The following is a 10896-nucleotide window of genomic DNA, read 5'->3' on the forward strand; positions in this document are numbered from 1 at the left end:
ACCTTCTCTGGTGTGTTTTGGTTGACCCAGTAAGGCCTACGGCCCGCTGGCGCGAGGAGTGCTTGTGCAAAAGCCGATAAGGTTGCCTCTAGCTTCACGGCTTGCGAAGCAGACACCTTGAGCTTGCAGGAGATGGTCAAAACTTGGGTCATGTTGCAATCATACGTCGTCCGCATTTCTCCCGACCCTGACCCCACGGCGGGGCTCCTGCGGTTTCTAGCTGAAGGCAGTCTTGGGGATCCCTTCCTGGGCCAGAGTTTGCAGGACGGCTTGCACCCGCTTGCGGCTACCGATCATCCCCAAGTAATGGGGGCCGGAGTGATAAATGGCCCGTAGGGTTTGGCCATCGAGGTTGTAGCTGCGGGTGAGAAGAGCAATGTAGAGCTGCGGGATCCTCTGCAGATCGGGGATAAGCTGGGCAAAGGGCTGTGGGTACAGCCGCTCGGCATCGGGAAAGCGCTGAGGGGTTACCCAGTCCGGGCGGTCGTCCTGAACCCAAATGCGAAAGCCAGCCAGATAGGCGATACAAAGATCGAAGATCAAGCCAGTCCTCTCAGAATGGCCTGATGGAAGGCAACCCGAAAAGCCTGGAACCCGTTCTCCTGCCGACCGTGATAGACGGCGTTGGTGAGCAGGGCCACCACCAGTTCTCGCTCTGGATCGATCCACAGGGAGGTTCCGGTGAAGCCGGTGTGGCCGAAGGCGCCGGGGCTGAACGGGTAGCTGCTGGCCAAGGGATCCGCAGAGCGTAAGGCAAACCCCAAGCCTCGACGTTCGCGACCGCGCTGCGGAGCATTTGGCTGAGGCAACTGCTCGCGGGTCATTTCCCGCACCGTCTGCGGCTGCAGTAGGGATCCCGTCAAAAAACTCTCTCCGAAGGCGGCCACCTCCTCTGCCGTAGCGAACAGCCCGGCATGGCCGGCGATCCCGCCCAGGCGGGCGGCATTTTCGTCGTGAACCTGCCCCTGCAAACGGCGCCTTCTCCAGGGGCACAGCTCGGTGGGCGCGCAAGGGACAGAGGCAAGGGGTGGATGGAAGGGATCCCCCGGACAAAACCGGGTTTGGCTCAGGCTCAGAGGCCGCAAGACCTGGGCGTGCAAGATCTGATCCAGGCTGGCCCCGCTCAGACGTTCCAAAGCCAGGCCCAGCAAGATCAATCCCAGATCGCTGTAGACCACACGGGATCCCGGCTTGTAGGAAAAAAAAGTGTGCAGGGCCATGTGCCGGGCCGATGCGGCGTCGGGCTGTCGAAAAAGGGGTCGCCAGGCGGGCAAGCCGGCGGTGTGGGCCAGCAACTGCCGCACCGTCACCTGCCCTGCCGGGATCAGCTCGCCTTCGATTTCCGGTTCCACAGCAATCCATTTCCCCGGCTGCAGAGGATCCTCATAGGGGGCAATGGGGCGGGATCCCTGAAACTCCGGCAACAGGAGACTGACCGGCTGATCCAACTGCAACGCTCCAGCTTCCACCAAGACCATGCAGGCGGTGGCGGTGTAGAGCTTGGTCAGGGAGGCCAGGTCAAAACAGATGGCCAAGGTTGTCGGTTGGCACCGGGTCTCAGGGTCAAGATAGCCTGCCGCCCTTGAGTAAATACACTTTCCCCGGTGGCGAATGGCCACCTGGGCAGCGGGGAAAAGGCGCGGAACGGCGGAGTTGAGCAGCTCCGTCAGCAAGGCCGGATCCCAACTCATCTGCTTCGTCTCCCCCTGGCTTGGGGATCCTCAAGCCAACAACTGGTAACGGCGTTTACAAAAGCCTACCGTTTCCCTGGCTAGGATGCCACCGTGGCTGGTTACATTGCCCAAGGGATCCCGAATGCGGCTGGAGTTGTTGCAAGCCTTTTTGAACGTGGTGGAGACGGGCAGCTTTTTGGCCGCTGCTCGCCTCAGGGGTCTGACCCAATCGGCCATCAGTCGCCAGATCCAGGCTCTGGAAGAGGCCGTGGGCGCCCCGCTGTTGCATCGCAAAAACCCGGTGGCCCCAACTGTGGCGGGAGAACGGCTTTTGCCCCATGCCCGTCGCATCTGTCAGGAATGGCAGCGGGCTCAGGAGAGCCTTCGAGAATGGCTGCAGGGCCAGCAGACCGAACTCTGCATTGCTGGGATCCATTCCCTGATTGCCCATCAACTGCCGCCCGTGCTGCAACAGTTTTGTCAAGAGCACCCAGAGGTGCAGTTGCGGGTCACGGCTCTGGGCAGCGACCGCGCCTTGAAGGTGCTCAGGGATGGGCTGGTGGATGTGGCCCTGGTCATGGACAATCCCCTGATGACGCGGGGGGCAGAACTGGTGGTGGAGCCGCTGTATTCCGAGCCGATTCAGGTGTTGATGCCCTCCACCCATCCCCTCAGCCGCTACGAGCAGATCCCCTGGAAGGCGCTGGCCGAGTATCCTCAGGCTGTCTTCAAGGATGGCTACGCCATGCGCTCCTTGGTGGGATCCCATCTGGCCCGGCAGGGGCTCCCTCTCAAAGCAGCCCTGGAACTGAACACCCTAGATGCCTTTCGGGGAGTGGTGCGACAGGGGCAGTTGATCGCTCTCCTGCCGGAGTCGGCCCTGGTGGACTGCTGCGCCGATCCGGAGTTGCAGGTGCGGCCCACCGAGCCTCCCCTGTTGAGGCGGCAGGTGGTGATGGTCACCACCAGCGATCGCTACCAGATTCCGCCCATTCGCCGGTTTTTGCAGTTGGCCGCCCAGCTCATCAGGCAGCCCGAGGTTGAGCCCGCTTCCGGCACAGATCCCCACATCCCTCAGCCATCTGCCAGGTTGTTGTCAGTATCCTGAGTAGCCCAGCCCTCCTGATCGCCGATGCTATGAGCCAAGAGTTTCGCGAGCTGTTGAAAAAAATCGGCAGCGGCACCCATACTCACCAAGATCTCAGCCGAGCCGAAGCGGCCAGCGCTGCTCGCATGCTCTTGCGGGGGGAAGCCACTCCCGCCCAGATCGGAGCTTTTTTAATTGCCCACCGCATCAAGCGCCCCACCGCCGAAGAGCTGGCCGGTATGTTGGATGCCTACGCAGAATACGGCCCTCTTCTGCCCCAACGGGATTTGCCCCATCCTTTGATTATCTTTGGCCATCCCTACGATGGCCGCTCGCGGACTGCGCCGCTGGGGGTGCTGGTGGCTTTGCTGTTGGCCGCGGCAGGGGCAGCCGTTTTGCTGCATGGCTCCGGCTTTTGTCCCACCAAGTATGGTCTACCTTTGGAGGTCGTCTGGCGCCTCTTGGGGGTCGATTGGCGGGGGCTATCCCTGGGGCAGGTGGGGCAACTGCTGGAACAAACCGGGTTGGGATTTTTGTATTTGCCCACCTGTTTTCCCCAAGCCCAGGCCCTGATGGACTACCGGGATCAAATCGGCAAACGCCCCCCCTTGGCCACCTTGGAGCTGGTCTGGGCGCCCTACCAAGGCCCCTTTCACCTGGTGGCGGGCTATGTGCACCCGCCCACCGAGGCCACGCTGCTGGAGCTGTTTGCCCTGCGGGAGATCGGGCAATTTACCACCGTCAAGGGTTTGGAAGGCAGTTGCGACCTGCCGCGAGAACGAGCAGCTATCCTGAACCAGGGCGGGCAACGGCTGCTCCTGAAGGCTCGCGATTGCCACTTGGCAGGCCCAGAGATCCCTCTTGCCGGCGAAAAAGAGCTGCAGCAGCAGATGCAGCAGGTGCTCAGCGGCGATCCTTGTCAACTCACCCCAGCCGTTCTCTGGAATGGGGGCAGCTATCTGTGGCTCCTCGGCCATTCTCCCTCTTTGCAGGAAGGGATCCAACAGGCGCAAGACCTGCTTTGCTCTGGACAGGTGATGAAGAAGCTGAAACAACTGGCCCAGTTGATCGACCGCTCCTAGGGCCGGGATCCCTTGTTTCATAAGTTCACAAACTGGATTGAGGCACCCCCAGCCCCTCTCCCTGAGGGATCCCCTCACCCCCAGCCCCTCTCCCTGAGGGAGAGGGGAGTTGGGTTGCATCACCGGTTAAATAACTCTCACTCGGCAACAAAAAGCCCCCGGCCAGCTCCAGGGGGCAAGCAGTGAAAAGTTGGATCCTCTAGGGCAACAACTCCTCGATGGCCTCCTCCTTGGTGTTGGTGCGGCGGGAGAGGGTGCGGCGGTCGAAGGTCATGTGGATCTCCCGATTTTGCTCGCCGTCGGCAGCCACAGCAAAGATGGGGAAGTCGATGTTGCCATCGGGGAAAGCCATGTGGAAACGGAAGGTGCCATCGGGGTTGAGCTGGATCTTGCGCCCGGCGATGGTGACGGTGGCATCCGGCTCCGTGGCCCCGTAGACGATCAGCTCGGCATCAGCCACCAGCCAGAACTTGCGGGAGCGCCGCGGCAGGACTTCGGAAGCGCCGGAGAACAGCCCCAGGCCCGATCCGGAAGCCATCCAGGGAGCAGCAGGCACTTCGGCCATAGCCATCCCCATCATACCCACACCCGAGGGGATAATGAACGAGCTGATGGCCTGCTCCGGCACCAGTTGACGGCTGCCCATTTGGTGGCTGCCAAACAGGGATCCCGCCACCCGCATTGCCTCGAAGTCGCCCACCATGTCCAGGAAGGGATCCGCCGTCGCCTCCCGCTGCGGCTCATCGCCTTTGTAGGCCACCACGCCCATGCCGGTGGCGCTGCGCTTGTAGGGCTCGGTGAGCTGGTAGAGGGTGCGGCCCTGCAGTGCCACGTCGAAGGGCACCGTCAGGAAGTGCTCTTCAAACCAGTCGGAAGGATAAACCGGGGGCACCATCACCGCTGCCGAGCGGGCCAACATCAGCCAGCGGCCATCTGCCGTCCGGTAGCCGATCTCCACCAAATAGGAGCGGTCGCTCACCGGGATCGGCAAGTACCATTCCCGCGCCAGCTCGTCGCAGGGGTACTCCTGCATGCTGTGGGCCGGTTGGCGGTCGAAATCAATATCTGTCACATCGTACAGACGCAGCGCCAACTGTTGGCCGCCCTCGCGGCGCTTGCTCTCCTTGGCTTCGTTGGGCACATCCCAATAGGCGTAGGCCCACTGGGGATCCCGCGGTAGCAGGACAATGCGGCTTTCGCCATAGCCGTCGGGCAGATCCCCCAGCCCCTTGTCTACATCGGCCAGATCCGGCTTGCTAGCTACTTGGCCGACATACTTCGTCCCGGTAACCGACTCTTGCCCGCTGGGCTCCGGCATCGCATCGGTGGGGCAGCCAGTTTTGGCTTGGGCTTCTCGAATGGCCTCGATAAGCTGGTCTTTGGTCATACGGCTGTACTTGGGGATCTGATAGCGGGCAGCTTCTTCTCGCAACTGCCGGATGGTCATTTCTTCCAACGGGATCCGCTCTGGTGGCATGGTCAGGGTCTCCTGTCTTCGACAACTCAGGCTTTGTGCAATGCTCCAGCTTCTAACCCAAAGGCCGATCCCAGCTTGTGGCTCAGTACAGCCTTGAACCTACTGGCGTGACGGCCTGCTTTGCACTCTCCAACCCCTGATGATTCCAGGTCGGGATCAACGGGGATCACAAAGAATGATGAACACATGTTTGCGTATTTTTGCCTGGCGGTCAAGAGCTTGGGGATCGCTGGGGATCAACGCCTGGCTTTCCCAGCCATCTTGAGCCAGGGATCCCGCCGCACGAGGGAAAAACATCGACCGCTGCTCTCCAGCCAAAGGGAGGACTGCGCGGGATCCCCTGCCGAACCGGCCCTGCCTGGGTAGCATGGGGGAAGGGTGGGCGGCTGCAGAGCAAACCACAGGTTTTCAGGCCGTGAGGTGGGGGCATGAGGTGGTGGAAAGATAGAACTCAAGGCGCAGGGATCCCGGTGATCTTGGCAGCGCTGGGGATCCTGGTCTGGCCGGGGGAAGCTGTCGAAGCACAAACCCTGTTTCCTCCCCTTTACCGCCTGCAAGGGGGATCCCCTGCCCCAGCGGTTGAGAAACAACCCTTCCCGGAAGAAACGCCCTGGCGCCCGGTTACTCCCGACCAGGTAGAAGTAGAGTCGGCGTTTTCTAGCGAGAACACAAGCTTGGAAGGGCCGATTTTCGATTTGGACTTGTTGCGCCAGTTCGGCAGCGGGGGCGGTGGCTCGGGTTCTGGACGGGGAGAAGTGATCGGGCCTGGCAACGGCCAGAGTGGGGTGCGCGGCTCCAGCCCTGGCTCGGGGGTGGGCACAGGCCAGGGGCCAGGGGGGGGAGCTGGCCTCGAAGCAGGATCCCGGCGGCAGACCCCGCAGGTAACAGGGCTGATCGTGGATGCCCGCGGCCTGGATTTTCTCCCTAGCCAATCGATGCGCCTTTTGGATCCCGACGGCAACCCAGTTTACCCGCCCCTCAACCTTGGCCAGGATCTCAATGCTGCCTTTGTGGGCAGCGAGGGCACTGCCGCCTATACCACCTCAGAAGAGCAGGCCCGCTCGCTGGTCAACCGCATTGGGGAACGGCCCCACCGCATCCGCGCCACCCGCATGCTGGGCTACGACCTGGTGATCTCCGCCGAAGACGCCTTCAACCTGCGCCAGATGAACGCCAGCGATGGCTTTCTGGATCGCTTTGCCGTGGTGGTCATCTGGGATGGCAGCCAGGCCAGCCGGCCCTGAAGTCTGGCCCAGGGATCCCGGCGCTGGCCTCGAAGGGGATCTGGGGATGTTAGCCTAGCAAACGTGCTCCGCGCCGCCGACGCAAACGGCTTTTTCTGGGGATCCCAACCCTATGCAACGGTTTGCCAACCAACCTCTGCGGGAACGGCCTCATCTAGCGGTATTTTCTTCCAGCAAGGTGGGCAACTTCGTGGTCGCCGTCCCCCTCCTGCGTGGCCTCAAGGAAAAATACCCCGGCTGTGTGCTGGATTTTTTCGGCAGCGAGATTACGCGCGACTTTGAGCTTCACTGTCCCTATATCGACTTCAGCTTCCCCCTCTACAGCCGCCGCCCCGATTACCTCGAGGCCCTAACAGCAGCAGTGCGGGATCGTGTGGCCCAGGCCGGGCCTTATGATCTGGCCATCAATTGCGACGAGTTCAGCGAGCTCAACCTGGTGGCGGTGACGGCCTTGCGCCCCCAGTACATTGCCGGGGCCGGCCTGACCTTGGATTTTCGCCGCAAGCTGGATCCCGGCCCCGACCCGGTGCAGCGCATGCTCCAGGACGACGACTGGAACAGCCTGGAGTTTTTGCAGCGCTACAAAGATATTCTCACCAGCAACTACATTGCCGAGATCTTCTGCCGCCTGGCTTATGTGGAAACAGATTTTTTCCGCCTGGAGCTGCCCAGCCGGGATCCCGATTTTCCCGTGCCGGAAGTCCTGGTGCACATCACCACCACCCGCCGCGCCAAGATGTGGCCCTTGGAGCACTGGCGCCAGGTGATCCAGTGGTGCCGGGGGCAGGGCCTGCAGGTGGGGCTAATCGGCAGTGCCCCGGAGCTGCAGCGATCCCTCTACCACGGCGGTGGCGAAGATGAGCTGCTGGCGCAAACGGGGATGATCGACCTGCGGGGCAAAACCAGCTTGATCGAATTGGCCGGGGCCCTGAAGCGGGCGCGGGTCTGTATCTCCGTGGACGCGGGGCCGATGCACATTGCGGCGGCCGTGGGCTGCCCCACCATTGCCCTGTTTGGCAACGATGCCGATGGCGATGGAGCTAGCCCGGTGCGGCTGTGGGCACCTCGCCTGCCCCACGTTTACGTTACCCAAACTTCCTATAAATGCCGGGTCTGCGTGGAAAACAAGTTCAAAAACGAAGCCTGCCTGGTGGAGGGCCACCCCTGCATGGCCCACCTCCGGCCAGAAACAGTCATCGGCTACCTGCAGGAGATTCTAAAGAAGACCTAGGACTTCCAGCCGATCTCTTCCCAAGCGCTCCGCGCCGCTCACGCGACCACCCCCGGCCCCTCTCCCAGCCCTCACCCCCATCCCCTCTCCCAAAGGGAGAGGGGAGCTACAGAGCGAGGGGACAACTGTTGTTCATGGCTATTCGAGATGGCCATAGCTCCCAGGGATCCCCGTCTTTTTCCCTGCTGACCAGGGGGGTGGCAGAGAGTGCCCAGGAGCGCAGGTCGGATCCCTGACAGTCCGCTTAGGCTGAGAGTTCGAGGCTGAAAACTCTGTGCCTAAACCGTTTGGGTGTGAGCTGTAACGTTGAGAACGCGCAAGTGGGGCGGTTTGCAGAGTGGGGCCAAATGAGAGCCTGGCAAGGGGTTGCCCTGAAGCTGCTGGCCACCTTTTGCTTTGCCTGTTTGGGGGCGATCATCCGGCTCAACACGCCCGCCCTGCACCCTTTTGAAATTGTGTTCTTGCGCAACCTATTTGGGTTACTTGCCCTGGTGCCACTGCTTTTGCGAGCAGGGATCCACTCTCTGCGCACCGCCAAGATGGGCTTCTACCTCCTGCGCTCGGCAATCAGCACCTTGGGGATGCTGCTTTCCTTCTGGGCAGCCAGCCTGTTGCCTTTGGCGGAAGCAACGGCGCTGAGCTTTGTCCAGCTTTTGTTTGCCAGCCTCATGGCGGTCTGGGTGTTGGGCGAACAGATGCGCCCCTCCCGCTGGCTGGGATTGGGCCTGGCGTTTGCCGGGGCCTTGGTGATGCTAAGGCCGGGCTTTCGGGAGCTCTCTTTAGGGACAGGGCTAGCTTTGGCGGCGGCAGCCCTCTTTGCCTGGGTAACCATTGTGCTCAAGATCCTCGCCCGCACCGAGTCCAGCCTCACGATCACCGCCTACATGGGCCTGTTGCAGACTCCCCTTTCCTTCTTGGCTGCTGTTTGGGTTTGGAGCTGGCCTTCGCCGGAGCAGTGGCTGTGGATGGCGACAATGGGGCTGCTGGGCAGCCTGGGCCAGGTGGCCCTCACCCAAGCCTACAAGCTGGCCGAGGTGACCATGCTGCTGCCTCTTGATTTTTTCCGCCTCCTCTGGGCTAGCCTGATCGGGTTCTGGGTGTTTGCCGAGATCCCGGATGGGTGGACTTGGATGGGCGGAGCCTTGGTCTTGGCAGGCGCCACCTCTGGGGCCTACAGGGAAGCCCGGCTGCAGAGGGCCCAAACCCCGGCCTGGACTGGCAAAGTTGGAAAGCGGGAAGATCTCTAGGCCAGCCTAGAGCCGCGGCAGGACGGGACTGGAGCTGGTCAAGTCGGTGGTGGTGAGGGCCACCAGCAGGGCTTCCGGGCTAACGGGGAAGGGCAGATGGTGAATATCGGATCCCGGCTGGCAGGCCACTTGGGCAGCCTGCAGCAGCTCAGCGGATCCCAGGTGGTTGAGGTGGAGATCCCGCAAGTTAAGGGGCAGCCCCACCTGGCGGTAGAACTCCAGCAGCTGGGTGCGGGCGGCCAGCGCCAACTGGCTTCCCTGCAGGATCTCCTCCAGGCGAAGCTGGGCCAAGATGCCAAAAGCCACTTTCTCGCCGTGCAGGGTGGCCCGGTGCCCCAACAGATGGGTGAGGCCGTTGTGAACGGCGTGGGCGGCCACGGTGCGACATTTGGCCCCTCCCATGCCGCCGACAATCCCCGCTAGGCAAATGCAGGCGTCCACCACCTGCCTCCAAGCAGTCCCACCTGGCTCCCGCAGGGCCGCCACCGATTTTTGCAAGAGCAAATCCCGTAAGACGCGGGCCTGCTGCACAGCGCCGATCACCAGGGCATCTTCTGAACTGCCGCTGCTCACAGAAGACTCGTACCACTTGGCCAAGGCATCTCCGATCCCGGCCACCAGGGTGCGTGCTGGCGCTTGCAGAATCAAGTCATAGTCCAGGATCAAAGCGGCAGGTGCCTGCTCCAAGGCCACATCCCGCTGAAAAGCTCCGGCCTCCGAGTAGATGTTGGACAGGGCGCTCCAGGCGGCACAGGTGGCAGCAGAGGTGGGCACCGTCGCCACCGGGATCCCCAACCGATGGGCCACCAACTTGGCCGTATCCAACGCCTTGCCGCCCCCCACCCCCAAAATGCCGGTTACGGATTCTGCTGTGGCCAGAGCCTGGAGACGAGCCAGCTCCGATTCGCTGCAATCGACGCCATAGGTGGTCCAGTAGACCTGAACGGCGGGATCCCGCTCCAGATTGCGCTTCAGGGGCAGTTCAGCCACAGCTAGCGATCGCTCCCCCCCGATCACCAACACGCGGGATCCCAGGATCGTCAGAGGTACGGCCTCGAGGATGCCGCTGCCGCGGTACAGCCGGCCTGGGGCCGGAATGGCCAGATCCCATTTGCAAGAAGAGGCGCTCAGCATTGCCAGAAAGGGGAGAGAAATCAGCTCAGTGTTTGTGAATACAGAACATGATCTTAGCGGCAAATCCTAGAGGTCTGGCTCGCCGCAGGGCTATAGTTAGGGCTAAGTTAGCGTCAACCTTCTCTGGCGCTCACCCAGCAGGGCAACGGTGCCGTTTAGCAACAAGGGATCATGAACCCGACGACCCAGCATCAGCTCATACTCAAAATTGTGGCCGGCTCCGCTTGGGCCGATGGGCATTTGGAACCCCAGGAACTGGCCTACTTGGGATCCCTGCTGCGCCGCTATGGTTTGGAGCACGATACCGAGCTGCGAGAACTGATCCAAAAGCCCATCCCGATGGAACAAACCGAGCGCTGGATGGCCGATTATCTTGCTCAGGCCAGTGAAACCGAGCGCTTACAACTTTTGGGAGCAATTGGCAACCTGATGATGGCTGACGACACAGTCTCTCCAGAAGAGCACACCCTCTTGGATGACTACCACACCCTCATGGCAGGGATCCCACCTCGTCCAGAATCGGCGCCCAATCTGGTGAAGGGTGTGGGGCAATTTTTCCGCCGCGTGGCCAAGGCTGTGAGGGGAGAGGCTTCCTAACACATTTTGACCACACCATCTGGGGAGCGGCGCAGGGAAAAGTTTGATTAACGTAAGGTGCGGAATTCCCCACCGTCTATACGGTGGGGATGGATAGCACCCTCTGACTGATTCTGGATGTATT

General features: G+C 61.8%; 11 protein-coding genes. 7 read left to right on the forward strand and 4 right to left on the reverse strand.

What is annotated here, in order from left to right; all coding sequences use genetic code 11:
- Positions 1–216: 216 nt before the first annotated feature.
- Together NW858_RS04850 and NW858_RS04855 are read right to left on the reverse strand one after the other, a co-directional pair.
- On the reverse strand, positions 217–543 hold the full coding sequence (locus tag NW858_RS04850) for an XdhC family protein (protein WP_414349009.1): 327 nt from the start codon (positions 541–543) through the stop codon (positions 217–219).
- On the reverse strand, positions 540–1691 hold the full coding sequence (locus NW858_RS04855; RefSeq protein WP_414336081.1) for a serine hydrolase domain-containing protein: 1152 nt from the start codon (positions 1689–1691) through the stop codon (positions 540–542). Before NW858_RS04855 ends, NW858_RS04850 begins: the two co-directional genes overlap by 4 nt.
- A gap of 124 nt (positions 1692–1815) precedes the next feature.
- Here NW858_RS04855 and NW858_RS04860 point away from each other — a divergent pair, with 124 nt between their 5' ends.
- Both NW858_RS04860 and NW858_RS04865 read left to right on the forward strand, forming a co-directional pair.
- Entirely contained in the window at positions 1816–2781 is a 966-nt protein-coding gene (locus NW858_RS04860) for a LysR family transcriptional regulator (RefSeq protein ID WP_414336079.1), read from the forward strand.
- Positions 2782–2810: 29 nt separating this feature from the next.
- Positions 2811–3842: an anthranilate phosphoribosyltransferase family protein gene (locus tag NW858_RS04865; RefSeq protein ID WP_414336078.1), complete on the forward strand. Its 1032-nt coding sequence runs from the start codon at positions 2811–2813 to the stop codon at positions 3840–3842.
- Positions 3843–4041: 199 nt separating this feature from the next.
- Here NW858_RS04865 and NW858_RS04870 read toward each other — a convergent pair whose 3' ends face one another.
- Positions 4042–5319, reverse strand: a complete 1278-nt coding sequence (locus NW858_RS04870; RefSeq protein WP_414349021.1) for a DUF4912 domain-containing protein — start codon at positions 5317–5319, stop codon at positions 4042–4044.
- A gap of 186 nt (positions 5320–5505) precedes the next feature.
- Here NW858_RS04870 and NW858_RS04875 point away from each other — a divergent pair, with 186 nt between their 5' ends.
- The 4 genes from NW858_RS04875 (at position 5506) to NW858_RS04890 (ending at position 9041) form a co-directional block, all read left to right on the forward strand.
- Positions 5506–5685: a hypothetical protein gene (locus NW858_RS04875; protein WP_414520031.1), complete on the forward strand. Its 180-nt coding sequence runs from the start codon at positions 5506–5508 to the stop codon at positions 5683–5685.
- A 62-nt stretch (positions 5686–5747) separates the two neighbouring features.
- Positions 5748–6563 carry a hypothetical protein gene (locus NW858_RS04880; RefSeq protein WP_414520032.1) on the forward strand — a complete coding sequence of 272 codons (816 nt, stop codon included), beginning with the start codon at positions 5748–5750 and terminating at the stop codon, positions 6561–6563.
- 112 nt (positions 6564–6675) lie between these two features.
- The gene (locus NW858_RS04885) at positions 6676–7794 is read left to right on the forward strand and encodes a glycosyltransferase family 9 protein (RefSeq protein ID WP_414520033.1); all 1119 of its coding nucleotides are present in this window, start codon (positions 6676–6678) and stop codon (positions 7792–7794) included.
- 347 nt (positions 7795–8141) lie between these two features.
- Positions 8142–9041, forward strand: coding sequence for a DMT family transporter (locus tag NW858_RS04890; RefSeq protein ID WP_414336121.1), 900 nt, complete (start codon positions 8142–8144; stop codon positions 9039–9041).
- 6 nt (positions 9042–9047) lie between these two features.
- Here NW858_RS04890 and NW858_RS04895 read toward each other — a convergent pair whose 3' ends face one another.
- The gene (locus tag NW858_RS04895; RefSeq protein WP_414520034.1) at positions 9048–10175 is read right to left on the reverse strand and encodes an iron-containing alcohol dehydrogenase family protein; all 1128 of its coding nucleotides are present in this window, start codon (positions 10173–10175) and stop codon (positions 9048–9050) included.
- 171 nt (positions 10176–10346) lie between these two features.
- Between NW858_RS04895 and NW858_RS04900 the strand changes: the two genes are divergently transcribed.
- The gene (locus tag NW858_RS04900; protein ID WP_414336125.1) at positions 10347–10772 is read left to right on the forward strand and encodes a TerB family tellurite resistance protein; all 426 of its coding nucleotides are present in this window, start codon (positions 10347–10349) and stop codon (positions 10770–10772) included.
- Positions 10773–10896 lie beyond the last annotated feature (124 nt).

Source organism: Synechococcus sp. H55.10, assembly GCF_047502715.1.
Classification (GTDB): Bacteria; Cyanobacteriota; Cyanobacteriia; order Thermostichales; family Thermostichaceae; genus Thermostichus.

Coding starts and splice junctions, on each gene's coding strand:
- NW858_RS04855 (WP_414336081.1), bottom strand. CDS start 1,691: ATGAGTTGGGATCCGGCCTTGCTGACGGAGCTGCTCAACTCCGCCGTT.
- NW858_RS04860 (WP_414336079.1), top strand. CDS start 1,816: ATGCGGCTGGAGTTGTTGCAAGCCTTTTTGAACGTGGTGGAGACGGGC.
- NW858_RS04865 (WP_414336078.1), top strand. CDS start 2,811: ATGAGCCAAGAGTTTCGCGAGCTGTTGAAAAAAATCGGCAGCGGCACC.
- NW858_RS04870 (WP_414349021.1), bottom strand. CDS start 5,319: ATGCCACCAGAGCGGATCCCGTTGGAAGAAATGACCATCCGGCAGTTG.
- NW858_RS04875 (WP_414520031.1), top strand. CDS start 5,506: ATGTTTGCGTATTTTTGCCTGGCGGTCAAGAGCTTGGGGATCGCTGGG.
- NW858_RS04880 (WP_414520032.1), top strand. CDS start 5,748: ATGAGGTGGTGGAAAGATAGAACTCAAGGCGCAGGGATCCCGGTGATC.
- NW858_RS04885 (WP_414520033.1), top strand. CDS start 6,676: ATGCAACGGTTTGCCAACCAACCTCTGCGGGAACGGCCTCATCTAGCG.
- NW858_RS04890 (WP_414336121.1), top strand. CDS start 8,142: ATGAGAGCCTGGCAAGGGGTTGCCCTGAAGCTGCTGGCCACCTTTTGC.
- NW858_RS04895 (WP_414520034.1), bottom strand. CDS start 10,175: ATGCTGAGCGCCTCTTCTTGCAAATGGGATCTGGCCATTCCGGCCCCA.
- NW858_RS04900 (WP_414336125.1), top strand. CDS start 10,347: ATGAACCCGACGACCCAGCATCAGCTCATACTCAAAATTGTGGCCGGC.